Origin of the sequence: Altererythrobacter sp. GH1-8 (genome assembly GCF_043702085.1) — a bacterium.
Classification (GTDB): domain Bacteria; phylum Pseudomonadota; class Alphaproteobacteria; order Sphingomonadales; family Sphingomonadaceae; genus Erythrobacter.
On record NZ_CP171690.1, the window covers coordinates 1,446,982 to 1,468,905 of the forward strand.

General features: G+C 59.9%; 25 protein-coding genes and 1 tRNA gene. 12 read left to right on the forward strand and 14 right to left on the reverse strand.

The genetic code is table 11. From position 1 onward, the window contains the following. Positions 1 to 19: 19 nt before the first annotated feature. A tRNA-Val gene (locus ACG9DO_RS06995) sits at positions 20 to 95 on the reverse strand. Between the two features lie 109 nt (positions 96 to 204). Between ACG9DO_RS06995 and ACG9DO_RS07000 the strand changes: the two genes are divergently transcribed. Beyond that, the gene (locus ACG9DO_RS07000; RefSeq protein ID WP_394730997.1) at positions 205 to 1,188 is read left to right on the forward strand and encodes an asparaginase; all 984 of its coding nucleotides are present in this window, start codon (positions 205 to 207) and stop codon (positions 1,186 to 1,188) included. A 101-nt stretch (positions 1,189 to 1,289) separates the two neighbouring features. Further along, complete coding sequence (locus ACG9DO_RS07005) at positions 1,290 to 1,859, forward strand: hypothetical protein (protein WP_394730998.1); 570 nt, start codon at positions 1,290 to 1,292, stop codon at positions 1,857 to 1,859. 156 nt (positions 1,860 to 2,015) lie between these two features. On the opposite strand, the gene ACG9DO_RS07010 is transcribed toward ACG9DO_RS07005, so the two are convergent. The 3 genes from ACG9DO_RS07010 to fmt form a co-directional block, all read right to left on the reverse strand. Further along, complete coding sequence (locus ACG9DO_RS07010) at positions 2,016 to 3,125, reverse strand: zinc-binding dehydrogenase (protein WP_394730999.1); 1,110 nt, start codon at positions 3,123 to 3,125, stop codon at positions 2,016 to 2,018. 82 nt (positions 3,126 to 3,207) lie between these two features. After that, positions 3,208 to 3,957 carry a tRNA pseudouridine(38-40) synthase TruA gene (gene truA / locus ACG9DO_RS07015; RefSeq protein ID WP_394731000.1) on the reverse strand — a complete coding sequence of 250 codons (750 nt, stop codon included), beginning with the start codon at positions 3,955 to 3,957 and terminating at the stop codon, positions 3,208 to 3,210. Beyond that, a complete protein-coding gene (gene fmt / locus ACG9DO_RS07020; protein ID WP_394731001.1) occupies positions 3,954 to 4,910 on the reverse strand; it encodes a methionyl-tRNA formyltransferase in 957 nt (318 codons plus the stop codon). Before fmt ends, truA begins: the two co-directional genes overlap by 4 nt. A 115-nt stretch (positions 4,911 to 5,025) precedes the next feature. Here fmt and recR point away from each other — a divergent pair, with 115 nt between their 5' ends. The 3 genes from recR (at position 5,026) to ACG9DO_RS07035 (ending at position 8,211) form a co-directional block, all read left to right on the forward strand. Continuing rightward, positions 5,026 to 5,622, forward strand: coding sequence for a recombination mediator RecR (gene recR / locus ACG9DO_RS07025; protein ID WP_394731002.1), 597 nt, complete (start codon positions 5,026 to 5,028; stop codon positions 5,620 to 5,622). A 368-nt stretch (positions 5,623 to 5,990) separates the two neighbouring features. Beyond that, positions 5,991 to 6,575 carry a peptide deformylase gene (gene def, locus ACG9DO_RS07030; RefSeq protein WP_394731003.1) on the forward strand — a complete coding sequence of 195 codons (585 nt, stop codon included), beginning with the start codon at positions 5,991 to 5,993 and terminating at the stop codon, positions 6,573 to 6,575. A 241-nt stretch (positions 6,576 to 6,816) separates the two neighbouring features. Beyond that, complete coding sequence (locus ACG9DO_RS07035; RefSeq protein ID WP_394731004.1) at positions 6,817 to 8,211, forward strand: DNA recombination protein RmuC; 1,395 nt, start codon at positions 6,817 to 6,819, stop codon at positions 8,209 to 8,211. A 6-nt stretch (positions 8,212 to 8,217) separates the two neighbouring features. On the opposite strand, the gene ACG9DO_RS07040 is transcribed toward ACG9DO_RS07035, so the two are convergent. The 7 genes from ACG9DO_RS07040 to ACG9DO_RS07070 all read right to left on the reverse strand — a co-directional run bounded on the left by ACG9DO_RS07040 (position 8,218) and on the right by ACG9DO_RS07070 (position 13,548). Beyond that, complete coding sequence (locus ACG9DO_RS07040) at positions 8,218 to 9,018, reverse strand: TrmH family RNA methyltransferase (RefSeq protein ID WP_394731005.1); 801 nt, start codon at positions 9,016 to 9,018, stop codon at positions 8,218 to 8,220. Between the two features lie 25 nt (positions 9,019 to 9,043). Next, positions 9,044 to 9,322, reverse strand: a complete 279-nt coding sequence (locus ACG9DO_RS07045; RefSeq protein WP_394731006.1) for an HPr family phosphocarrier protein — start codon at positions 9,320 to 9,322, stop codon at positions 9,044 to 9,046. Continuing rightward, positions 9,319 to 9,750: a PTS sugar transporter subunit IIA gene (locus ACG9DO_RS07050; RefSeq protein ID WP_394731007.1), complete on the reverse strand. Its 432-nt coding sequence runs from the start codon at positions 9,748 to 9,750 to the stop codon at positions 9,319 to 9,321. Before ACG9DO_RS07050 ends, ACG9DO_RS07045 begins: the two co-directional genes overlap by 4 nt. Positions 9,751 to 9,829: 79 nt before the next feature. Beyond that, positions 9,830 to 10,768, reverse strand: coding sequence for an RNase adapter RapZ (rapZ, locus tag ACG9DO_RS07055; protein ID WP_394731008.1), 939 nt, complete (start codon positions 10,766 to 10,768; stop codon positions 9,830 to 9,832). Next, positions 10,765 to 11,208, reverse strand: a complete 444-nt coding sequence (locus ACG9DO_RS07060) for an HPr kinase/phosphorylase (RefSeq protein ID WP_394731009.1) — start codon at positions 11,206 to 11,208, stop codon at positions 10,765 to 10,767. Before ACG9DO_RS07060 ends, rapZ begins: the two co-directional genes overlap by 4 nt. Further along, a complete protein-coding gene (locus tag ACG9DO_RS07065) occupies positions 11,205 to 12,773 on the reverse strand; it encodes a sensor histidine kinase (protein WP_394731010.1) in 1,569 nt (522 codons plus the stop codon). Before ACG9DO_RS07065 ends, ACG9DO_RS07060 begins: the two co-directional genes overlap by 4 nt. Then, entirely contained in the window at positions 12,766 to 13,548 is a 783-nt protein-coding gene (locus tag ACG9DO_RS07070) for a response regulator transcription factor (protein ID WP_394731011.1), read from the reverse strand. Before ACG9DO_RS07070 ends, ACG9DO_RS07065 begins: the two co-directional genes overlap by 8 nt. 215 nt (positions 13,549 to 13,763) lie before the next feature. Between ACG9DO_RS07070 and ACG9DO_RS07075 the strand changes: the two genes are divergently transcribed. Together ACG9DO_RS07075 and ACG9DO_RS07080 are read left to right on the forward strand one after the other, a co-directional pair. After that, on the forward strand, positions 13,764 to 15,371 hold the full coding sequence (locus ACG9DO_RS07075) for a phosphoenolpyruvate carboxykinase (RefSeq protein WP_394731012.1): 1,608 nt from the start codon (positions 13,764 to 13,766) through the stop codon (positions 15,369 to 15,371). A gap of 166 nt (positions 15,372 to 15,537) precedes the next feature. Next, positions 15,538 to 15,894 (forward strand): hypothetical protein, encoded by a 357-nt coding sequence (locus tag ACG9DO_RS07080; protein WP_394731013.1) that lies wholly within the window; start codon positions 15,538 to 15,540, stop codon positions 15,892 to 15,894. Positions 15,895 to 16,210: 316 nt separating this feature from the next. Here the strand turns inward: ACG9DO_RS07080 and ACG9DO_RS07085 are convergent, their stop codons facing one another. After that, positions 16,211 to 16,579, reverse strand: coding sequence for a DUF3597 domain-containing protein (locus ACG9DO_RS07085; protein ID WP_394731014.1), 369 nt, complete (start codon positions 16,577 to 16,579; stop codon positions 16,211 to 16,213). Positions 16,580 to 16,699: 120 nt separating this feature from the next. Here ACG9DO_RS07085 and ACG9DO_RS07090 point away from each other — a divergent pair, with 120 nt between their 5' ends. Then, positions 16,700 to 16,903, forward strand: a complete 204-nt coding sequence (locus ACG9DO_RS07090; RefSeq protein ID WP_394731015.1) for a hypothetical protein — start codon at positions 16,700 to 16,702, stop codon at positions 16,901 to 16,903. A 37-nt stretch (positions 16,904 to 16,940) separates the two neighbouring features. Here ACG9DO_RS07090 and ACG9DO_RS07095 read toward each other — a convergent pair whose 3' ends face one another. Both ACG9DO_RS07095 and ACG9DO_RS07100 read right to left on the reverse strand, forming a co-directional pair. Continuing rightward, a complete protein-coding gene (locus ACG9DO_RS07095; protein ID WP_394731016.1) occupies positions 16,941 to 17,615 on the reverse strand; it encodes a TonB family protein in 675 nt (224 codons plus the stop codon). Between the two features lie 243 nt (positions 17,616 to 17,858). Then, positions 17,859 to 18,515 carry an alpha/beta hydrolase gene (locus ACG9DO_RS07100; RefSeq protein ID WP_394731017.1) on the reverse strand — a complete coding sequence of 219 codons (657 nt, stop codon included), beginning with the start codon at positions 18,513 to 18,515 and terminating at the stop codon, positions 17,859 to 17,861. A gap of 87 nt (positions 18,516 to 18,602) precedes the next feature. Between ACG9DO_RS07100 and ACG9DO_RS07105 the strand changes: the two genes are divergently transcribed. The 4 genes from ACG9DO_RS07105 to ACG9DO_RS07120 are packed head-to-tail and all read left to right on the forward strand — an operon-like array spanning position 18,603 to position 21,886. After that, positions 18,603 to 19,670 (forward strand): cysteine desulfurase family protein, encoded by a 1,068-nt coding sequence (locus ACG9DO_RS07105; protein WP_394731018.1) that lies wholly within the window; start codon positions 18,603 to 18,605, stop codon positions 19,668 to 19,670. Continuing rightward, positions 19,667 to 20,743, forward strand: a complete 1,077-nt coding sequence (locus tag ACG9DO_RS07110; protein WP_394731019.1) for a cysteine desulfurase family protein — start codon at positions 19,667 to 19,669, stop codon at positions 20,741 to 20,743. Before ACG9DO_RS07105 ends, ACG9DO_RS07110 begins: the two co-directional genes overlap by 4 nt. Further along, complete coding sequence (locus tag ACG9DO_RS07115; RefSeq protein ID WP_394731020.1) at positions 20,740 to 21,075, forward strand: 2Fe-2S iron-sulfur cluster-binding protein; 336 nt, start codon at positions 20,740 to 20,742, stop codon at positions 21,073 to 21,075. Before ACG9DO_RS07110 ends, ACG9DO_RS07115 begins: the two co-directional genes overlap by 4 nt. Positions 21,076 to 21,085: 10 nt before the next feature. Beyond that, on the forward strand, positions 21,086 to 21,886 hold the full coding sequence (locus ACG9DO_RS07120) for an ion transporter (protein WP_394731021.1): 801 nt from the start codon (positions 21,086 to 21,088) through the stop codon (positions 21,884 to 21,886). The last annotated feature ends 38 nt before the right edge of the window (positions 21,887 to 21,924 follow it).

The window sequence follows — 21,924 nt, forward strand, 5'->3', positions numbered from 1 at the left end:
TGGTTGTCCGGGAAAAGTGTGGTGGGCGATGACAGGCTCGAACTGCCGACCCTCTCGGTGTAAACGAGATGCTCTACCAACTGAGCTAATCGCCCCACGGCGTCAGGCCTATTTGCCTGATCGGGTCCGCGCTATCTAGCGTCTGTTTTAGCAAAATCAATTGCTATCTGGCCTGAAATTTTCCTGCCCTCTATGGCCAGGGGTATGAGCGCTGCGCCCAACATCCTGATTCTCGCCACGGGCGGGACCATTGCGGGTACTGCTGGTTCCGCTTTGAAGCGCGATTATCGTCCTGGACAGATCGGGATCGAGAGCTTTATCGGCCAAGCGGGCGCGCTTGGCGTAGCGGCGAATCTCACAGGCCGCGAAATTGCGGCGATGGGTTCGGAAGACATTACGCCTGAAATCTGGCGTGCGCTGCATGATGCGTGTGATGCAGCAATGGACGATTCCCAAGTTGACGCTATCATCATCACACATGGCACCGACACGGCGGAAGAAACCGCGCTGCTGCTTGACCTGACGCTGCCAACGAACAAACCGATTGTTCTTGTTGGCGCGATGCGACCCGCCGATGCGGTGGGGACGGACGGCATTCGCAATTTCCTCAACGCGGTGCGCGTGGCGAGCGATGCAGACGCGGCGGGACGAGGCGTGATGATGGTGATGAGCGACCGGATCATTTCCGCGCGCGATGCCCGCAAGGCGAAGACGACGGGGACTGATGCGTTCAAAGGCTTCCCACGCGATTCGATCGGGACTGTTACCCCCAGTTCGCTCGACTGGTTCGGGGAGCCCTGGGCCAAGGGCAGGGCGGCGCGCTTCGATTTCCCAGCGGCATTTCCGCATGTGCCGATTTGCCATGCCTATGCCGGAATGCAGCGCGACGCAGTCGATTGCCTGCTGCGAGAGGAGACGCACGGGCTGGTGCTGGCAGGTTTTGGCGAAGGCAATGCACCGCGTGTTATATTCGACCGGCTGGCGGAGCTTGCCGCAAAGGGTGTCGTGGTCGTGCGCGCCAGCCGCGTCGATGAAGGGCTGGTGGATCGATTGCCGATGGATGACGAGCACGGCTTTGTCGCCGCGCGCGGCCTCGGCCCGGCAAAGGCGCGGATATTGCTGCAAGTCCTGCTTGCGAACGGTATCAGTGAGATGAGCGAAGTGCAGGCGGCATTCGATACGCGATAAGGCAGATGGTCAGGGCTTTTTTCGAATATTTTACTGTGGGAGCTGACATTCCGCTAACGACCCAATTGCGGTCGTTCAAAGCATAGGGCAAAATAGCAGGCATGATGGATTTACCGCCAGAACCGCCTTTGCCGCAGGAACAAGTCATTGAGCAGCGTTTGGTCGAGTGCGGGCTCGATGCGACAGGTATTTCTGTCAAGTATGAGGACTACCTTCAAAGCATAGAGATCGTGATCGCGCCGAACGCCGGAGCAACGGCAGATCATTTCCCTTGCATCAGAGACGCCAGTGGCAACGAAATAGTTAGATTTGAGGATGGCGAGGCATACACGGCCTACAACGAATTTGTCTTCGAATTGATCCGTCCGGATGTCTTGGCAATGTATGAAAGCCGACTAAAGGAAATCGGCTTATGGGAAGAATTTCCATCCCGCCGGAGCTTCGATACGCTGGAACAATATGCGATGGCACTGGAGGAACATGCGGGAGTTGAGCCGGGCTCGACCTTAGAAGTCTCTGAGGACACGATAACGTTTGACCCACAACTTGAAAGAATTGATCACAACGACTTCATCGACCGATATGCAGATCTGTTCGTCGTGGTCTCGTATGCCTCAGCAAAAGAGAACCTGGGACTTGGTTTTGTCGGCAATGGGAAGGTCAGGGAATAACACGGACGTTTGTTCGTCGATGTCCGCTTTCCACCCCCATTCCTGACATTCGGATCGCAAATTGGCGACGACGAAAGCGCAACACCGCTCGTACTTCGACAGGCTCAGCATGAGCGGTGTTGGGCAAAGTCCGTACGGAGGTGCGGGCCGCACCTATCAAGAATGCGGCGTCACCAGATATTTCTCGCCGGTCTTCATCTGCTTGTAGTCAAGGATCGCGTCCTTGGTCAGCATCTCTTCCAGATTGGCCTTCGCCTTGTAGTGCGATGCGAACGTCGTGGTGAGGTTCTGCAGCACGCGTGTGCGCATCCGCACCACAGTCTCCATCCCCGCGCTTTGCAGGAACGGAGTCAACAGCCAGCCGGACAGCGTCCAGCCAAAGCCATAAGCAGGTGTCAGGATCGTCGGCCCCATGTCGAGCCGCCCATAGATGAACATGCGCTTCTGTTGGTTTGAGCCATAGCGCGAATATTCGCTCATCTTGGAAACGGCGACTTGCTCCATCGCCTTGAACACATTGTCGACCGCTTGCCCGCCGCCGATCGGATCGAAGCCGTAAAACGCATCGGTCGCGTCGATGGCGCTGCGCAGCTGCTTCATGAAATCATCGTCGGACGAATTGACAACATGCTTCGCGCCAAGAGCTTTCAGCATCTCCACATGTTCGGCCTTGCGCACGATATTGACGAGCTCGATCCCGTCTTCAGCGCAAATCTTGATCAGCATCTGGCCAAGGTTCGATGCAGCGGCCGTGTGGACGATGGCTTTTGCGCCATCCATTTTCGCGTTTTCTGCAAAGCCGAGCGCAGTCATCGGGTTGACGAAGCTTGACGCCCCAGCCTCTGACGAGTGTTCGCCCAGCGGCAGGCACATCATTGCATCGGCAATCGCGTACTGACTGAAGGCATTGCCGGGTACGCAAGCGACACGTTGGCCCATAAGCGCTTTCGCTGCATCGCTGTCACCCGTCGCAATGACCGTGCCGGCACCTTCATTGCCGGCGGGCAGGCGCTGGCCATGGCGTGCTCTTTGCCCTGACAGGAACGGCTCCGGCATCTGTGCGACGACCTTGCCCGGCGAATATTCCGCATCCTCGAAATCGGCGGCACTGGTCAGGATCGCGAGGTCCGACGGGTTGATCGGCGCTGCTTCCATCTGGACAAGCACCTGATTGCCAGCTGGCTGCGGAAACTCGACCTCCGCGACTTCAAGCGTGAGAGTCCCGCCTGCATCAAGCGTGGTGAAAAGCTGTTTGCCAGTGGTCATTTTTCGTTCTCCCAATGGATCGTTCGTATTGCGTTGCGGATTGCTACGCTTAGCAGGGCCGCTTGGCTAGGGTGACGTTAGGTCAATCCTGCTCCGGGTACGTCGCTTCGACAAAGTAGAGACCATGGGGCGGGGCGTTAAAACCGAGCGCTTGCCGGTCGCGGGCTTCAAGGGCCTCTGCGACTTGCTCTTCGCGCCAGACCCCTTGCCCGACTAGTTTGAGGCAACCAACCATGCTGCGCACCTGATGGTGCAGGAAACTGCGCGCGGCGGCGTGTATGTGAATCTCCTCGCCCACCCGTTCAACATCGAGCCGGTCGAGCGTCTTGACCGGGCTTTGCGCCTGGCAATGCACGCTCCGAAAGGTGGTAAAATCATGCTGCCCGACCAGCGCTTGGGCTGCGCGATGCATCGCCTCTGCGTCGAGCTCCTGCGCGACTTGCCATGCCCGGTTCTTGTCCAGCGTCAGCGGCGCACGGCGGTTGGCGATGCGGTAAAGATAGCGGCGCCCGATGCAGGAGAAACGCGCATGCCACTCCTCGTCGACCGCCTCGCAATGGGTCACCGCGATGGGGCTCGGGCGCAGATGCGCGTTCAGCGCTTCCAGCAGCCGGAACGGGGTGATGTCTTTTTCAATGTCGAGATGACTGCGCATCGCAAGCGCATGCACGCCGGTATCCGTCCGCCCTGCGCTGTAAAGCGTCACGTCCTCGCCGGTGACGGCATGGGCGGCTTCTTCGACGCATTGCTGCACACTCGGCCCGTGCGGCTGGCGCTGCAGGCCCATAAAGGGCGTACCGTCAAATTCCAGAGTGAGCGCAAAGCGTGTCAAGCGAGCTTCGTCCCTGCCGCCACGGGGTTGCCGCGCAGGAAATCCGCGCGGTCCATTGAGGGCTTGCCCGCGCGCTGGAGGCGCAAGGGGCGCAGCGTGCTGTCCCCGCAAGCGATAGTAAGATCGTCGTCCAGCACTTCGCCGGGTTGTGAGCTCTCGCGCAGGCGGGAGCCTCCCTCGGATTGCGAGAGGTCCCCGCCTTCGCGGGGACTCACAGCTTCAGCCCGTAACAGCTTGACCCGTTCGCCGCCCAGCTCAAACCAGGCGCCGGGGAAGGGGGCTAGCCCGTGGACATGGCGCACCAGTTCGCTCGCAGGGCGCGACCAGTCGATCCTCGCCTCCGCCTTGTCGATCTTGGGCGCATAGGTTGCTTCTGCGTCGTCCTGCGCAATCGGGCGGTGATTGGTGAGTTCGCGCAGGGTCCCGACCATCAGCTGTGCGCCGAGTTCCGCCAGTTCCTCGGTCAGCTCGCCGGTGGTCTTGTCCTCGATCGGCGTGCGCACGGTCGCGAGCATCGGCCCGGTATCGAGCCCGGCCTCCATCTGCATGATCGTGACGCCGGTCACCGGGTCGCCCGCCATTACCGCGCGGTGAATCGGCGCAGCGCCGCGCCAGCGCGGCAGGATTGAGGCGTGGATGTTGAGGCATCCGTGCCTTGGCGCATCAAGCACCGCCTGCGGAAGGATCAGGCCATAGGCCGCGACCACTGCGACGTCCGCGTTCAAAGCAGCAAACTCTGCCTGCGCTTGCTCGCCCTTCAAGGACTTCGGCGAGCGCACCTCGATCCCCAGCTGCTCCGCGCGCTTCTGGACAGGGGATGGCTGCAGCTTCTTGCCCCGGCCCGCGGGGCGCGGCGGCTGCGTGTAGACGCATACGATCTCATGCGCGGCATCATGCAGCGCCTGCAGCGCGGGCACGGCAAAATCCGGGGTTCCCATGAAGATTATGCGCATGCCACCAAGAAATCCGTTCACCCTGAGCCTGTCGAAGGGTCGTCCTTACTTTGAGCGTGGGAAAAAGAAAGGGCAGGGCTTCGACAAGCTCAGCCCGAACGGTTAGTTGGACCTTATGGCATCGCAAGAGATCGAAGCATTGGCGAGCGCATTGTCGCGCCTTCCCGGCCTTGGGCCGCGCTCGGCGCGGCGCGCGGTGCTGTGGCTGGTCAAGAACCGCGAGCGTGCCTTGCCGACACTGCTCGACGCTTTGAATGCGGTGCAAGAAAAGCTCGTCGAATGCGCAACCTGCGGCAATGTCGATACGAAGAACCCTTGCGGTATTTGCGCCGATCCGCGCCGCGACCAGAAATCGCTGTGCGTGGTGGAAGACGTGTCTGACCTTTGGGCGCTGGACCGCTCGCGGCTGTTTCCCGGCAAATATCATGTGCTGGGCGGAAAGCTCTCCGCGCTCGACGGGGTGGGACCGGAGGATTTATCCATCGCTGAGCTGCTGGCCCGCGTCGAACAAGGCGGGATAGACGAAGTCGTGCTCGCGATGAACGCGACGCTGGAGGGGCAGACCACCGCGCATTACATCGCGGAGCGGCTGGAGGCGTTTCCGGTGCGGATCACGCAATTGGCGCACGGCCTGCCGGTCGGCGGTGAGCTGGATTATCTCGATGAAGGCACGCTGGCGCAGGCTCTTAGGGCGAGAAGGCCGGTTGACTAAGCTCCGTTTCTTCCAGCGCATTTATAGAGCGCTTGTATCTCCAGAGAGATTTGATGAGGTGCGATCCGAAACGCAGAAATGGCGCGCTGAATGCAAAAGCTGTACACGGAGTTTCTCTGCGTGGGATGTCGGGGGAGTCTTCTGGCGCGAACCGGACGAGAATGGCGGCCTATGTAAGTGTCCGCATTGTGGAACGCATTCGAGAACTTGGTTCATCCGACGCAGTGATTCAGCTTCCAACGCGGAACACCCACCCCAACCCCTCCCTTAAGGGAGGGGCAGCGAGACTGTGAGCGTAGCAAGCTAGTCGCAGCGGGGTGGGCCTCCAAACCGTTGTAATCCGCGCATTGAAAGCCTAAATCCCCCTTATGGCTATTCGTGAAATCCTGGAAGTGCCGGACCCCCGGCTCAAGGTCGTGTCTGAACCCGTTGCCGACAACGAGTTCAATGACGAGCTCAAAACCCTCGTCGAAGACATGTTCGAAACAATGTATGACGCGCCGGGCATTGGCCTCGCTGCAATTCAGGTCGGCGTGCCCAAGCGTGTGCTGGTGATCGACCTGCAGCCGGAAGATACCGATGCGGAACCGGAAGAGTGCGGCCACGATCACGGCGATGGCGGGCATCGCCACCATCACTATCCGACCAAGAAGGAACCGCGCGTTTTCGTGAACCCGGTGATCGTCGATCCGGCGGAAGAGCTTTCGACCTATCAGGAAGGCTGCCTCTCCGTGCCTGAGATTTACGCCGATGTGGATCGCCCCGCGACCTGCACGGTCAAGTATCAGGACCTAGACGGCAACCATCACGAAGAACAAATGGAAGGCCTGCTCGCGACCTGCATCCAGCACGAGATGGACCACCTCGAAGGCATTCTATTCATCGATCACCTGTCGCGTCTGAAGCGGCAGATGGCGCTGAAAAAGCTGAAGAAGCTGCGTCAGGCGGCTTAGTTTGTTTTGCCTCAAGCGCCGGCGGGTCCATCCGGCCCCTTAGGCTTCCGCGCTAACCGCGCGACGGCCAGTCGGCCTTTGACTGCCGTGAATATGCGGCTGTCGCGCACTCTACAAGGAATGTCGTCACCCCGGACATGCTTGCCCCGGACTTGATCCGGGGATCCGGGGTCTGGCTTCTTTTCGGGGATATCCTACAAACCGCTGGAGTTCCTGATTTGTTCCATGCTATACTGTAGGGATGGACGCGCTACTTCTCACGATTCTCGTTCTCATTCTCGGCCTTGCGATTGGCGCAGGGGCGGGGTGGTTTATCGGCTCGCGGCCTGCGGCGGATTGGAAGTCGCGTTTCACTGAGCGCGATGCGGAAATAAAGGAGCTGGACGAGAAGTTTCGCCGCTCCGTTACTGAGCTTGCAACCATGTCCGAACGCGCGGCGCGCGCGGACCAGCTCTCCAGCGATCTTGACAAGGCGCGGGAGGAGAACGCCTCATTCCGCGCCGAACGCGCTGGCTTTGCCGAGCAGAAGCGCCTTCTGGAAGAGTCGCGCGACAAGCTCCTGAAGGAATTCGAGAATACCGGTTCCAAAGTGCTGGAGGCCGCGCGTGAGAAGTTCGCAAGCGAGGCGGCCGCGCGGCTGGGTGAGGCTGAAGCCAAGAACAAGGAAGCGGTTGCGGGCTTGCTCAGGCCGGTCAGCGAACGGCTCGAGAAGTACGAGAAGCAGGTCGAAACGCTGGAGAACCAGCGAAAGGATGCCTTCGGTCAGCTCACCGGTCTGATCCAGTCGCTGCGCGAAGGGCAGGAAGAGGTGCGGCGCGAAGCCCAGCGGCTCGGCAATTCGCTGACCAATGCGCCCAAGGCGCGCGGGCGCTGGGGCGAGCGGGCGCTGCAGAACCTGCTCGAGCAATGCGGGCTGGCGGAGCATACCGATTTTCATCTGGAACATTCGATCGAGACCGAGGACGGACGCTTGCGGCCCGATGCAATCGTCAATGTGCCCGGACAGAAGAAGCTGGTGATCGACAGCAAGGTGTCCCTGAATGCCTATCAGGCCGCGTTCGAAGCGGACACAGATGAAGAGCGCGCACGGCACATGGACCTGCATGCGAAATCCATGCGCAACCACGTCCAGACGCTCGGCGCGAAAAGCTACCAGAGCCAGTTCGACGATGCGCCAGACTATGTTGTGATGTTTGTGCCGGGCGAGCACTTTGTTGCCGCCGCGCTCGAGCATGATCCGGAATTGTGGGATTTTGCGTTCGAGAAGCGCGTGCTGCTGGCAACGCCGACCAATCTTGTCGCGATTGCGCGCACAGTCGCCCAGGTCTGGCGGCAGGATGCGCTAGCGCGCGACGCGCAGGAAATCGGCAAGATGGGCGCAGAACTCTACGACCGTCTGCGCGTTTCGGCCGAGCATTTGAAGCGCGTGGGCGGCGGGCTCGAAACCGCGGTCAACAATTACAACAAGTTCGTTGGCAGCTTCGAGCGCAACGTGCTCTCATCGGGCAAACGCCTGGCGGACAAGGGCATCGAAATCGGCAAGCGCGAGATCGAGGAGGTCCCACTGGTCGAAGCTGCGCCGCGCTACACGCAGGACGATTTGCTCACCGATGGCAGCAAGGAAGCAGCGGAGTAACGCGCGCTACCCTTCCAGCCCCGCCAGCACTTCGTATGCCAGCACAGCGGCCGCCATGGCAGCGTTCAGGCTATCCGCGCGGCCTTTCATCGGCATGGTGACCCTGAGATCGCAGACGGCTTCGTACTCTTCTGGCAGGCCTTGCGATTCATTGCCCACCAGAATGAAGCATGGCGAGGTGTAGGGTGCGCCGCGATAGGGCACCGCTTCGCGTAAGGATGCCGCAACCAATTGTCCTGGCCCGCTGCGCAACCATTGATGAAACTCAGCCCACGGCGCGCGGGCAATCTTCTGCGTGAAGATCGCGCCCATGCTCGCGCGGACCGCTTCAACCGAGAACGGGTCCGCGCAATCATCGACCAGAATCAGCCCGCCCGCACCAACCGCATCGCCGGTGCGCAACACTGTGCCGAGATTGCCAGGATCGCGCAGCGCCTGTGCGACCAGCCAGATATCCGAACCTTTCCTCTCAACGGCCGCCAGCGAGGTGTCGAATTCGGCAAACACCCCCACAACTGCCTGCGGATTGGATTTGCCGGTGATTTTCTCGAGGATGTCTGGCGAGGTCTCTATGATATCTCCGCCTATCTGCATCACATCTCGTTCCAGCGCTTCGAGCAGGGGATGCGGATCGCGCTGCGAAGAAAGTACAAGCATTTCAGGCAGATGTCCGCATTCACGGGCATCGGTCAGCAGCCGCAACCCCTCGGCGAGAAATTTGCCGGACGCCTTGCGATGCTTCTTTTCGCGCAAGCTCCGCAGGAACTTGACGGTGGGGTTGGAAAAGCCGGTGATTTCGCGCCGCATGACCTAAGCTCTTGTGGTCACAGCATTATTCCTCGCCAAAGCCGTCTTCGACCATTGCGGCAAGGTCGGCCAGCACGACAGGTGCATTGTCGCCTTCGACGATCAGTTCAACCGTATCGCCCTTGGCAGCACCCAGCATCATCAGGCCGAGAATCGATCCGCCCGCAGCTTCATTGCCATCCTTGGCAACCTTGACGCGCACGCCGTCCGGCAAAACGCTGACCGCACCCACGAACTTCGCACTGGCCCGCGCATGAAGGCCGCGCTTGTTGACGATGGTGCAGGTTTTGCGTTCGACGCTCATACCTCGGCCTTGCCCTTTGCGGACGAAGGCTCACTGCCGAGAAACTCGCTTGCGACTGTGATGTAGTTGCGCCCGGCAGTCTGCGCTGCTTCGACCAGATCGACCACGCCAAGGCTGCTGCGCGCACCAGCCAGCCGGATCAGCATCGGCAGGTTTATTCCCGCGATCACTTCCACGCGGCCTCTCTCAAGCAAGGAGATAGCGAGGTTTGAGGGGGTACCGCCGAACAGGTCGGTGAGGATGATGACGCCGTCACCGCCGTCAACAGCCTTGATTGCGCTTGCAATCTCCGAACGGCGCTTCTCCATATCGTCATTGGGGCCAATGCAGACGGTTGCGATCGCTTCCTGCTTGCCAACAACATGCTCCATCGCATCGACAAAATGCATCGCCAAGTCGCCGTGCGTCACGAGGATCAAGCCAATCATGAGTGGAGTTTCAACCCGTTCGTTTCTGGCTCAGACGCTATGGCAGCGCCACACAGCCTGAGTGATTGCCTGCGGATCTTCATTGCGCCTCACCTTCGATGGTATTGACCGCACGTGATCCAAGATTGCGGTGGCGAACAGTGGGCGAAAATCCAGCCTTGCGCAAGCTTTCTGCCAGGTGCTCCGCGCAGAATACAGAGCGGTGTCTCCCCCCGGTACAGCCAAACGCGACGTGGACGTAGCCCTTGCCTTGCGCGGCATATAGCGGAAGCAGTTTCTTCACCAAGTCGGCAATATCGTCGAAAGCGTGCTGGAATGCCGGATCCGCGCGGATATGGGCCTGGACCTCTCGGTCCAGTCCGGTCTGTTCCTTGAGTTCAGGCACCCAGTGCGGATTATCGAGAAACCGCATGTCGAAGACCAGGTCTGCCAGTGGCGCCATGCCCCGTGCAAAACCGAAGCTGGAAATGGTCAGATTCGCAGGGCTTTTGCCGGGCTGGCCGAACATCTCGCGCATCTGGTTCTGCAGGTCATTGCTGTTGAGCGATGTAGTCTCGATCAGCATATCGGCCCGGTTGCGCAGCGGCTGCAGCAATTCCCGCTCAGCGCGAATACCCTCCTGCAGGGGGCGGTCCTGCGCCATCGGGTGACGCCGCCGGGTCTCGTTGTAGCGCCGCTCAAGCTCGTGCGAGGCGCAATCGATGAACAGGGTCGCGACCTCCAGATCAGGCCGCTGCGAAAGGCCCCCAACCAGCGCGACGATCTCAGCCGGGACAAAGCCGCGGGTGCGCGAATCGAAGCCGATCGCAAGTCTGCCCGGCTGGGTGTCGGAGCCAGACAAGAGCGCTTCCAGCATTCTGACCGGGAAGTTGTCGATCACTTCCCATCCCAAATCTTCCAGCACGTCGAGCGCGGTCGACTTGCCTGCCCCGGACAGGCCCGTAAGCAGCAGCAATTGCTGTTTGGCGGCAGACTGGTCCTGGACAGGATTCGCAGCAGAAGGTGAATTGCCAGTCATGCGCTTTCCTTCGTCAGTGCATGAACGCGTAAGCCCCATTCCGTGCGTAATGGCAAGGCGGCAGCATCACTCGCTCCGAGCGGCAGGACAGGGACGGCACAGCCCAACAGATCCTGCGTGCAAAGCGCCTCAGGCAAGCGCTCCCCGATATCGTCCAAATTGACTATCAGGGCTACCGGTGCAGACGTGGTTGGAAAGTCAATCAGGCCAACGCCTCTGATCTCGAGTTTGCCGGCAATATTGGGATGGGGTTCAGCAATCACTTGCCGGCTGAATTTGCGCAGAACAATCCCATCATCGCCGATCAGGGTTGCGCCGCGATCGATCAATGCCAGGGCAAGCATGGACTTGCCGCTTCCGGGCGGGCCGGTAATAAGTACGGCGCGGCCATCAATGGCGACGGCGCTGGCCTGAAAGGTCGTATGGCTTGATAGGGTCATGAGGCCCGTGGGAGAGTGAGGCGGAGACAGGCCCCATTGCTGCCATCAGGACGCGATTCAGCAGTCAGAGTGCCATCATGAGCCTCTGCGATAGCGCGTGCGATCGCAAGACCAAGCCCGGAGTGATTGCCAAAGTCCTCATCGGATGGACGCACGGAATGAAAGCGCAAAAAGACCTTTTCCCGTGCATCCTCGGGAATGCCTGGTCCGCTGTCGCATATTGTGAGGCTCACTTGCTTGGCATTGGTCTCGATCGAGACTTCGATGGGCACTCCCGGCGGGTTGAAGGAGACGGCATTGTCGAGCAGGTTCTCGATGACGCGCTCGATCCGCATCGCTACGCCCACTACAATGGGAGAGGGGCCATGCGACGCAAGGACGATCTGGTTGTCGTGGTTCTCCGCGCGTGCCTCACGGCTTCCGATGATCGCCGCGACCAATTGCTTCAAGTCAAATTTTTCGTGCGTGGCGCGCGAGATTTCCGAATCGATCCTGCTGGCCTCGGAGATCTCAGTGACCAGCCGGTCAATCCGGCGAACATCATGTGTGGCGATCCTGGTAAGCTGCGCGCGCAGGTCCGGATCCTCTACCCTGGGAAGCGACTCGATCGCACTGCGCAGGCTGGCAAGCGGGTTCTTGATCTCGTGCGCGACATCGGCCGCGAAATGGTCGACTGCGTCGATCCTGTGCCGCAGCGCACCGGTCATGTCGGACACAGAGCGCGCCAGGACGCCGATTTCGTCATGACGCTCTGGCAGGCGGGGCACTTCCACCTCGCGCTCACGGCCCTGCCTCACGCGCGCGGCGGCACTTGAGAGCTGTCTCAACGGCGTCACAATCGTACGCGCCAGGAACAACGACAGCAGGATCGAGCCGGACAGGACGAACAGCACTGCGACAACCAGGCTCGACCGGGCCGATCGCACTGCCTCGGTGATGTCGACCGCGTTTCGGGTGGTCAGCAGCGTTGCACCATTGAGCCCGACGGGCGCGGCGGCCGTGATGACCGGAGTACCATCGACCCAGTCATACAGCGTGACCTGCGTCAGCGCCTGCTCGCGTGCCCGCACGACCTCTGGCCAGGCGTCGGCCGTTTGGGCCTCGGGCTCGACATAGTCAGTAACAGGCTCCGCACTGACTATGGTGTCGACGGTACGATCGAGCCAGCGGGCAAATCGCTGGTCCCAAGTGTCATCGGATATGTCCTCGAACGAAAAGCCGGGTTCGTCGAGCGCAAAACTGTCCGCCCAAAGCCGCCCTTCTGCATCAAACATCCGCAGCCTCATGCGCTGTTCGCGGCCAATCTGGACCAACAGCGCTTCCTGCCGGGCGCGCGTCGCGCCTGCCAGCGCTTCGGCGGTGATCTGCGCTTCGATCCGTGCGAGCTTGAAACGTTCGTTGATGAGCTGGGTGCGGTAAGTGTCGAGGTAGAACAGCCCGCCACCAAGCAGTGTCAGTGGCAGGATGTTGACCAGCAAAATGCGCGCCGTAAGCGACAGCCGGCCTGCCCAGCTTCGCGGTTCAGCTCGCACGGGATCGGAAATGTTGCCAAGGCTGTCAGCCATCGCTGTAGCTATAGCCCGCCCCGTAAAGGGTTTCGATGGCCTCGAATGTGTTGTCTACCTGACGAAACTTGCGCCGCATCCGTTTGATATGACTATCGACCGTGCGGTCGTCGACGAACACATCGTCCGGGTAGGCTGCATCCATCAACTGATTGCGGCTCTTGATAACGCCAGGTCGTGCAGCGAGTGCTTCAAGGATCAGAAATTCCGTCACCGTTAGCGAAACCGCTTCGCCGTCCCATGTCACGTGGTGGCGGGCAGGGTCCATGAACAGGCGTCCCCGCGTCAGGCTAGGGGCAGGCGCATCGTTCTCTGTATTGTCATCAGCGCCGCGAATAGACGAGGCCCGGCGAAGGATTGCACGAATGCGGGCGACCAGCAGGCGCAGGCTGAAGGGCTTGGCGATATAATCATCGGCGCCCAGCTCAAGTCCAAGCTCCTCATCGCGCTCGTCGTCCTTGCTGGTGAGGAAGATGACCGGCATCGCCGAGCGTTGGCGCACCCGTGCCAGCAATTCCAGCCCGTCCATCTTGGGCATCTTGATATCGAACACAGCGAGGTCCGGGGGGTTCTCCAGCAAGGCCTTCAAGGCCGTCTCCCCGTCCGAATAGATGCGCGTGACAAACCCCTCGGCCTGCAAGGCGATGGACACCGACGTGAGGATATTGCGATCATCATCGACCAGCGCGATGACATGATCGCTGTCGGCCTTTTCAGGACGTTCACTCAGGGCCTGGCTTGAGCCGGTTTCGGTGGGTTTCGACGCGCTGATCATCTGTTCTTCAGACCTAGCGCGTCCTGCGCGGCGAAACAATCATCTCACATGTCTCAAAAAAGGGCTGTCTGTCGCAAATATCCCCATGCGCGTTTGACGCAAGAGAGGGCGCAAACTATGCACTTGCGAAATTGCGCATTCGTATGCAGGCGCAGGTCGTATTGGCAAAAAATTACGCTGCAACGCATGACAGCCCAATCTTGATGGAGAATTGCGTGTCTACTTCGCTTGCCCTTTCGCTTCCCGAGCAAGGCTTTGAAACAAAAGCTGAAATCTATCCCAACTTGAATTCGGCCGAGCTTGTGGAACAGTCTGTTGCGCGGGGTGAATCGCGACTGTCAAAGTATGGCTCGCTGGTGGTTGAAACAGGCAAGCATACCGGTCGCAGTGCGAAGGACAAGTTCATTGTGAAGGACGCTGAGACCGCCGATTCGGTCTGGTGGGGCAAAACCAATGCCGCGATGGAACCCGCGCATTTTGCGGCTTTGAAAGAGGATTTTCTTGCTGCACTTGCGGAAAAGGACACGCTTTTTGTGGCGGATCTGTTTGGCGGCTCTCAGCCCGAGCATCGTGTCAATGTGCGGGTCATCAACGAATTCGCATGGCACAACCTCTTCATTCGCACGATGCTGGTCCGACCTGAAATCAGCGAACTGGCGAGCTTTGTGCCAGAGTACACCATTATCGATCTGCCCAGTTTCAAGGCCGATCCCGCGCGTCACGGAACGCGCAGCGAAACGGTGATTGCGGTCAATCTTACTGAAAAGCTCATTCTGATCGGCGGCACGCAATATGCAGGCGAAATGAAAAAGAGCGTGTTCGGAATTCTCAATTACCTACTGCCTGCCAAGGGTGTCATGCCCATGCATTGCTCAGCCAATGTTGGGCCGGATGGAAAGAGCGCGGTCTTCTTTGGTCTTTCCGGCACCGGCAAGACCACACTTTCGGCTGATGCCAGCCGTACGCTGATCGGTGATGATGAGCATGGCTGGTCGGACGATGCGGTCTTCAATTTTGAAGGCGGCTGCTATGCCAAGATGATCCGTCTGTCCGAAGAAGCAGAGCCGGAGATTTACGCGACGACCCGCATGTTCGGCACCGTGCTTGAAAATGTGGTGATGGACCCTGTCACGCGCGAGCTTGATTTCGACGACAACTCGCTCGCAGAAAACACCCGCGGCGCATACCCGTTGGACTTCATTCCGAACACGTCGGAGAAAAATCTCGGACCTGCACCAAGCAATGTCATCATGCTTACTGCTGATGCCTTTGGGGTCTTGCCCCCGATCGCGCGCCTCACGCCAGAGCAGGCCATGTACCACTTCCTGTCGGGCTACACCGCTAAGGTTGCGGGCACTGAAATCGGCGTCACCGAGCCCGAGGCAACCTTCAGCACGTGTTTCGGCGCGCCCTTCATGCCGCGCCACCCCAGCGTCTATGGTAACCTCCTGAAAAAGCGCATTGCCGAAGGCGGTGTGCAGTGCTGGCTGGTCAATACGGGCTGGACCGGCGGCAAGTACGGGGTTGGCAATCGCATGCCGATCAAGGCCACCCGGGCTCTGCTTAACGCGGCGCTGGACGGCAGCCTGAACAACGCCGAATTCCGCAAGGATCCCCATTTCGGTTTTGAAGTGCCGATTTCCGTACCTGGTGTGGACAGCGCGATTCTCGATCCGCGTTCGACCTGGGCAGACAAGGATGAATATGATCGCACCGCTGACAAGCTGGTGCGACTGTTCGTTGACAACTTTGCTGACTTCGAAGCGCATGTGGATGAAGGCGTGCGCCAGGCTGCGCCTCACACAGTGGCAATCGCCGCCTGAGCCCAATTTCTCAGTTGGAGAGGGAAGCCCCGCCCGGCCGACCGGCTGGAGCGGGGCTTTTTCGTTCAGCCCACTGCCTTGCTGCGACAAATGGCCTGATTAGTTCTTTTCTTTGTTCTATCGGGCGCTTAGCCTGTCTGCTCCTATCCATAGCGGAGAGACAGCGATGAGCATGCTTGACGGTATCCTGAAGAACATTGGCGGCGCGCCAGATGATGTTGCAAACCTTGCCGAAAAGGTCGGTATCGATCCGCGCATGGCCGAGAAGGCAATCGCGGTACTGGGACAAACCCACCAGATGCAAGGCGACACGGTAGAGCTTGCATCTGCCAAGACCGGCCTTGATGCAGGCATCCTCAATCAGATTGTCTCGCAAATCGGCGGTGAAGGTTCGCTGATGGAATTCGCCAATGCGATCAAGGATGATCCCTCCTCGTTCATGGACCTGCTCGACCGTGATGGCGATGGCAACGCGCTCGACGATATTGCCGGGATGGCCAAGAGCCTGTTTGGCAAGAACTAGGGCGAGGTCCTTTCGGGCCAAGCCCTGCGGATGGCGACATGCGGGTGAATTGCGGGGTCAGGCTCATCTAAAGGGAGATGACTCCGTTTTCAGCCCTTCACGAGGCACGTCTTGCGCCGCTGCGAGGCATGCGTGCAATGTTCGAGGCGGCGGAGTGCCTACTATCGAGCGATGCGCCATTCAGAGGCCCGCGCAGCCCCCTTTTTTAACCGCACCGATCCCTGCGCGGGAAGCGCTGGAAGGCTTGTGATCAAGCAGGTTCCGGGGCGATCTGGCCGAGCAGAGCATCTGCATCTGCCGACTGTGTCAGCGCCCCTCAATCGAGGAATTGAGAAGGCACTTTTCCGCCATTGAGCGCGAGATGCTGCATAGTCACTTTATGGAGCCAGATGTTGTCTTCGGCAGAGCCTGAATAGTCGCTCCGGCCCAGTTCCTGCGCCAGTTCCTTGCGATTACCATAGCTCGAATCGACGCCGATCAGCTTCATCAGATCGACGATTGATGTGCGCCAGTTGAGCTTGTCAGCGCCGTCCATTGCATCGAGTCGCTCCTCCACGTTGACGACCGTGGTCGGGGCAGGGCTGGGCTTTGCGGCAGGAGCTGCCTGAGCGGCGGGAGCGATTACTGTTTCTTCCGTATCATCATCACCGAAGATTGCGCTCTTGATTGAACTGAAAATTCCCATGAGTTTCCCTCTCTGCTGGACGTTCCTGCAGTGTTGCAGTTTTCCGGGACAATTCAAGCAGAACTCGGTGATTGGCTGTGTTGGCTTGCCTACACGAAAGGACAGTGAGATAGGATCGGCATGAATCTCGTGTTGTCCCTAGTCATGCTTGCGGCTGGCGCCTTGCTTGCCGGAGCGTTTGTCTACTGGCGCCGGACGGGGCAGACCAAGCAGCCACTTCTCATGCTGCTGCTGGCGGTGATCGCAATCCTGAACGTCGCGATCTGGACGGTGCCGACCAAAGATGGAAAAGCCCCGGTCGATGCGATTGCATCGACCGGGTGAGTTGTTGCGGCAACGGGGGATGCCGCTCTTGGATTGGTTAGTCGGGCAGCTGCCAGTGGATTGCACTGGTATAGATGCCGCTGGTGGCTGAGCCATCGCTGCTCCTCGCAGGCTCGAACCGGGCACGCTTCGTAATCAGCGCACATGTCGCCTGATCGAGCACGCTGTGCCCGGTTGAACGTGTGATCGAGCATTTCTCGACACGACCTTGCTTGCTTATCTGCAGCGAGAACGAAGCGCGTCCTGAGAACCCTTCGCGGATCCAGCGGCTCTTGTAGTCGCTATCGGTGATCCAGCGCGAAGGATCGCCGCGCGGAATCGCAGCCACTGGTTCTATGGCGCCGAAGCCTGCGCCGGTACCGGGTCGGGGGGATGGAATGATTCGCTCGATTGGACCTGGCGGCGGGATGTCGGGAGTGGTCCACCGGATCGGCGTGTCGGTCGCAAAGCTGACCGGGGGATCGGGAACGACGACCGGTTGCTGAGAGACAGGCTTATTGTCGATGGGGTCAGGTTTGGGATCGGGTGGCGGGGGCGGAGGAATTTCCTTCCATTCGCGTGCGGGCATGGGCCCTGTATCGATAATCGGCCCGATCACCTGTGACACACTCAGCCCGACAACGATGATTCCGCCAATTGCGACATGAGCGAGGGCTGCTCCCGCGATTCCTGCCGACCTTTGCTGCAAACTCTGTGCATCTGCGTAAGCCATATCCAATCTCCTTAAGGCAACTCTCCATTGGTTTCCCAAAAACTGGGTTTCATCGGGCCACTAAATTATTGATCTTGCTGCGACTCCGATTTACGAATGTTACAACATAACTTAGCGATTGTAAAATTCCGACACTGCTCACGCAGCTCGCGCAATACTCGGTGCGGCGCAAAATGCGCCGAATTCAAGCGGTTGGAGTGGAAAGGCCTGAGAGGCGAGGAAGCACCTCTCAGCCGGGGATCATCACTTGATCGGGCAGTCCGGGTCGAGTCGGAAATTCAGGTAATTGTCGACCGAACCCATCAGGTCTTCGAGCTCATTTTCGAAGAAGTGATTGGCGCGCGGGATTTCCTCATGATGGATCGTGATGTGCTTTTGCGTGCGCAGTTTGTCGACCAGCTTCTGGACAGCACTTGGCTGCACGACGGTGTCGCTTGCGCCCTGGATGAAGATCCCGCTCGCAGGGCAAGGCGCAAGGAAGCTGAAGTCATACATGTTCGCGGGCGGCGCGACAGAGATGAAGCCGCGCACTTCGGGGCGGCGCATCAGCAATTGCATGCCGATAAGCGCGCCGAAGCTGTAACCGGCGACCCAAGTGGTCTGCGCCTCGGGATGGATTGACTGCACCCAGTCCAATGCGCTTGCTGCGTCTGACAGTTCGCCAATACCATTGTCAAAGCTGCCCTGGCTGCGGCCTACGCCGCGAAAATTGAAGCGCAAGGTGGCAAAGCCGCGGTCGGCAAAGGTCTTGTACATGCGCTGCACGATCCGGTCATTCATCGTGCCGCCGCCTTCCGGATGCGGATGCAGGATCATGGCCACAGGCGCGCGCGGGCGGGGTGGCGGAGAGAAACGACCTTCAAGACGGCCTTCTGGGCCGGGAAAGATGACGGATGGCATCGATGGGACCTTAAACTGTGTTGCATCGCCGGGTGGCGCGCATGAAAGCGGGCTCTATATAGGGACGAATGCAGATTTCGCAATTTTTTGTGGGGCTATCCCATCACTGAACGGATTTATCTCGATCACGCGGCGACATCGCCTTTGCGGCCTGAGGCCAAGGCAGCAATGGAGGAGGGGTTTCGCATCTGGGCGAACCCGTCTTCTCCTCATGCCGAAGGGCGCAAGGCGAAGGCCGCGCTGGAGGATGCGCGTGAGCGTGTGAAGCGCGCGCTCAGCTGGGATGGCGAGGTGATTTTCACAAGCGGCGCGAGCGAGGCGGCGGCGCTCGCTCTGCATCAGGCTGATGCAGGAGCACGCATTGTCAGCGCCGTCGAACACGATTGCATCTTGCAAGCGGTTCCTGACGCAGAGCGCTTGCCGGTCCAAGAGTGCGGTCAATTGGATTGGGAGGCTCTTGCTGATGCAATTCAAACCGAGCGCCCGCTTGTGGCGGTTCAGCACGCCAATTCTGAAACTGGCAATCAGCAGCTCATTCCCGAGGTTTATCGAATAGTCCAAGAAGCCGAAGGGCTTCTCCTCGTTGATTGCGCACAGACAGCTGGCAAGATCAATCTGCCTGAGTGCGACATGGCTATTATTTCTGCTCACAAGTTTGGCGGGCCGATTGGGGTAGGAGCGCTGTTGGTACGCGATTTCTCCATGCTGAAGCCCACCGGAGGTCATGAACGCGGTTATCGGCGGGGAACGGAGAATTTGCCGGGGATTTTGGGCATGGCCGCCGCGCTTGAAATTGACCCATATTGGTTTTCGAGTGCGCCAAGTGCGCTCTATGAGCTCGAAAGTCCTTGCAAGGAACTTGGAGGAACGTGGTTGGAAGAGCGCCTTTCAGATCCTCTATGGTATCTTCAGGCAATCGCGATGCCAAATATGAGCGCATCCGCTCAGGTCATGCGCTTCGACATGGCCGGGATCGCGGTCTCGCAAGGCAGTGCGTGTTCCAGTGGGACGATGAAGACGAGCCGGGTTCTTGATGCAATGCAGGTCCCTCCTGAAATCGCAGCGAACACAATCAGGGTGAGTCTTGGCTGGAACACCACGCGCACCGAAGTAGAGCGCTTTTGCGAAGTTTGGCTAGAGCTGGCGAAATCATGATCTACCTCGACTATCAGGCCACAACCCCGCTTGCGCCCGAAGCGCGCGATGCCATGCTGCGCTGGCTCGACGGACCCGAAGGCACGGGCTTTGGCAATCCGCACAGTTCGCACCGCATGGGACGGATGGCTGCTGCCGCGGTCGAGGCCGCGCGCGAGAAGGTCGCCGCGCTCTTCCCTCCGGGCGGCAAAGTGATCTTCACCGGCGGCGCGACAGAGGCCCTCAACCTCGCGATCCGCGGCTCTGGTACAGGCGGCTCTGTCTCTGTCAGCGCGATCGAACATTCCGCGGTTGGCGATACCGCAGCAGCTGCGGGCAAGCGGCATGTCCTCAACGTCTCGAAAGAGGGGCAGTGCAACACCGCGCAGGATGTGCCTGACGATGTGCGCCTGATCGCGGTGATGCAGGTCAATAACGAGATCGGGACCATTCAACCGACCTTGGACTGGCACCGCAAAGCCAAGGAGAACAATGCCTTGTTCCTCGTCGATGCGGTACAAGCTTACGGCAAGATGGAAGTGACCGGCGCGGATATGATCGCGGTCAGCGCGCACAAGTTCCACGGGCCCAAGGGCGTTGGCGCGCTGTGGTTGCGCGACGGGGTCGAGCTGACCGAACAGCAGACCGGCGGCGGGCAGGAGCACGGGCTGCGTTCCGGCACGCTCAGCCCCGCGCTGATCGCAGGGTTCGGCGCGGCAGCCGCGCTCGCGAAGGAGCGGATGGAAGAGGATGCGGCACATGTCGAAGCGCTGTGGCACCGGGCGCGCGACATGTTCGACGGATGGGAGCTGAACGGCAGCGCGGATGCGCGCTATCGCGGCAATCTCAACCTGCGCAAGGACGGCCTGGATGTCGCACGCCTGATGTCGGACGTGCGCGATGTGATGTTCAGCGCCGGGTCTGCCTGCGCGTCCGGCTCTGGCCGCCCGAGCCATGTGCTGAAAGCCATCGGCCTCAGCGACCACCAAGCGAAAAGCTCGATCCGGCTGGGCTTCGGTCGCTACACCAGCCTGGAAGAGCTGGAACTTGCGGCGGGCAAACTCATTTCTGCTGCGAAGGAGCAAAGTGTTTGAGCATCACCGTCCACTTCATTGATCCGGATGGCAATACCATTTCGGCTGAGGCCGAGCCGGGCGACAATCTCCTGCGCGTCGGGCAAGCAGCGGGCTTGCCGCTGGAGGGGACCTGCGAAGGGCAAATGGCGTGCTCGACCTGCCATGTGGTGGTCGATGCCGAGTGGTTCGACAAACTCGCCGAAGCTTCCGAGGAAGAGGAAGACATGCTCGACTTTGCTGCCGGCGTGCGCCGCACGAGCCGCCTTTCCTGCCAGATCACGCTTGGCGAGGAACTGGACGGGTTATCGGTCACCGTCCCCGCCGATGCTCACGATGCGAGACGGATGTAGTCACAGCGCTATGGCATCCACCACTGGAATCTCATTGCGCGAGCGCGTGCGCGCCTTTGTCGAAGCCAGGCGTTTCGAACATGCCATCACGGCTGTGATCGTGATCAACGCGATCGGGCTGGGGATGGAAACATCGCCTGCGATCATGGAGCGCTTCGGCGGGGTCATCTCCACGCTGGACCGGCTGGCGATTGGCATCTTTGTCGTCGAACTGGCGCTGAAGCTGTTCGTGTACCGACTCAGCTTCTTCAGGAACGGCTGGAATGTGTTCGACTTCGTGATCGTCAGCGTCGCGCTTGTCCCGGCCAGCCAGCAATTCTCCGTCCTGCGCGCGCTGCGTATCCTGCGCGCCTTGCGGCTGATCTCGGTCGTGCCAAGTATGCGCAAGGTCATAGTCGGCCTGTTCAGCGCGATACCCAGCATCGGCACGGTCATCGTCATGCTGGTGCTGCTGTTCTATATCAGCGCGGTGATGGCAACGAAGCTGTTCGGCGGGGCGTTTCCCGAGTGGTTCGGGACGCTTGGCGCCTCGCTCTATTCGCTGTTCCAGATCATGACGCTGGAAAGCTGGTCGATGGGCATCGTGCGCCCGGTGATGGAAGTCTACCCCTATGCCTGGGCGTTCTTCGTGCCCTTCATCCTGCTCACCAGCTTCATCGTGCTCAACCTGTTCATCGGTGTGATCGTCAACGCAATGTCCGAAGCCACCGATGAAGAAGCGCACGACGAGCGCGAGGAAATCCTGCGTGAGCTGCGCGGCCTTCGCGCAGAGATCGGCGCCTTGCGCAAGGCTGCGGAAAAAGGCGACTGACATCGCTTTTTGTGGGCTTTCGCCCTCCCTTATGCGGC